Origin of the sequence: Burkholderia sp. AU15512 (assembly GCF_002223325.1) — a bacterium.
GTDB lineage: Bacteria > Pseudomonadota > Gammaproteobacteria > Burkholderiales > Burkholderiaceae > Burkholderia.
Genome location: NZ_NKEX01000011.1, coordinates 1 through 1,834 on the forward strand (window position 1 = coordinate 1; position 1,834 = coordinate 1,834).

General features: G+C 53.7%; 1 rRNA gene. It reads left to right on the plus strand.

The features are described 5' to 3' along the window. Window positions 1-257 precede the first annotated feature (257 nt). Window positions 258-1,790 (plus strand): 16S ribosomal RNA (locus tag CFB43_RS37400). Window positions 1,791-1,834: the final 44 nt, after the last annotated feature.

The window sequence follows — 1,834 nt, forward strand, 5'->3', positions numbered from 1 at the left end:
ACGGTTCATAATCTCGCTTCTCTGCTGCTGAAAACGCAGCGCTGCTGAGAAACACGAAGTTCCTCGCAGAATGCTCTTTAAAAATTAACAGCCGATAAGTGTGGGCGCTTGATGAAAGCGAGCTGATCCTCGGATCAGATAGCGAAAGTATCAAGAGTCTCACACTAAAGTAAGTCAGGTTTATGAAGTGATTCATATTCCTGTCAGCTTTGAGTGAGCGACCGGTTCTTAACTGAACCGAAAACAGTAACAGGTTTAAACTGAAGAGTTTGATCCTGGCTCAGATTGAACGCTGGCGGCATGCCTTACACATGCAAGTCGAACGGCAGCACGGGTGCTTGCACCTGGTGGCGAGTGGCGAACGGGTGAGTAATACATCGGAACATGTCCTGTAGTGGGGGATAGCCCGGCGAAAGCCGGATTAATACCGCATACGATCTACGGATGAAAGCGGGGGACCTTCGGGCCTCGCGCTATAGGGTTGGCCGATGGCTGATTAGCTAGTTGGTGGGGTAAAGGCCTACCAAGGCGACGATCAGTAGCTGGTCTGAGAGGACGACCAGCCACACTGGGACTGAGACACGGCCCAGACTCCTACGGGAGGCAGCAGTGGGGAATTTTGGACAATGGGCGAAAGCCTGATCCAGCAATGCCGCGTGTGTGAAGAAGGCCTTCGGGTTGTAAAGCACTTTTGTCCGGAAAGAAATCCTTGGCTCTAATACAGTCGGGGGATGACGGTACCGGAAGAATAAGCACCGGCTAACTACGTGCCAGCAGCCGCGGTAATACGTAGGGTGCAAGCGTTAATCGGAATTACTGGGCGTAAAGCGTGCGCAGGCGGTTTGCTAAGACCGATGTGAAATCCCCGGGCTCAACCTGGGAACTGCATTGGTGACTGGCAGGCTAGAGTATGGCAGAGGGGGGTAGAATTCCACGTGTAGCAGTGAAATGCGTAGAGATGTGGAGGAATACCGATGGCGAAGGCAGCCCCCTGGGCCAATACTGACGCTCATGCACGAAAGCGTGGGGAGCAAACAGGATTAGATACCCTGGTAGTCCACGCCCTAAACGATGTCAACTAGTTGTTGGGGATTCATTTCCTTAGTAACGTAGCTAACGCGTGAAGTTGACCGCCTGGGGAGTACGGTCGCAAGATTAAAACTCAAAGGAATTGACGGGGACCCGCACAAGCGGTGGATGATGTGGATTAATTCGATGCAACGCGAAAAACCTTACCTACCCTTGACATGGTCGGAATCCCGCTGAGAGGTGGGAGTGCTCGAAAGAGAACCGGCGCACAGGTGCTGCATGGCTGTCGTCAGCTCGTGTCGTGAGATGTTGGGTTAAGTCCCGCAACGAGCGCAACCCTTGTCCTTAGTTGCTACGCAAGAGCACTCTAAGGAGACTGCCGGTGACAAACCGGAGGAAGGTGGGGATGACGTCAAGTCCTCATGGCCCTTATGGGTAGGGCTTCACACGTCATACAATGGTCGGAACAGAGGGTTGCCAACCCGCGAGGGGGAGCTAATCCCAGAAAACCGATCGTAGTCCGGATTGCACTCTGCAACTCGAGTGCATGAAGCTGGAATCGCTAGTAATCGCGGATCAGCATGCCGCGGTGAATACGTTCCCGGGTCTTGTACACACCGCCCGTCACACCATGGGAGTGGGTTTTACCAGAAGTGGCTAGTCTAACCGCAAGGAGGACGGTCACCACGGTAGGATTCATGACTGGGGTGAAGTCGTAACAAGGTAGCCGTATCGGAAGGTGCGGCTGGATCACCTCCTTTCCAGAGCTTCTCGCGCAAGTTGAGCGCTCACGCTTATCGGCTGT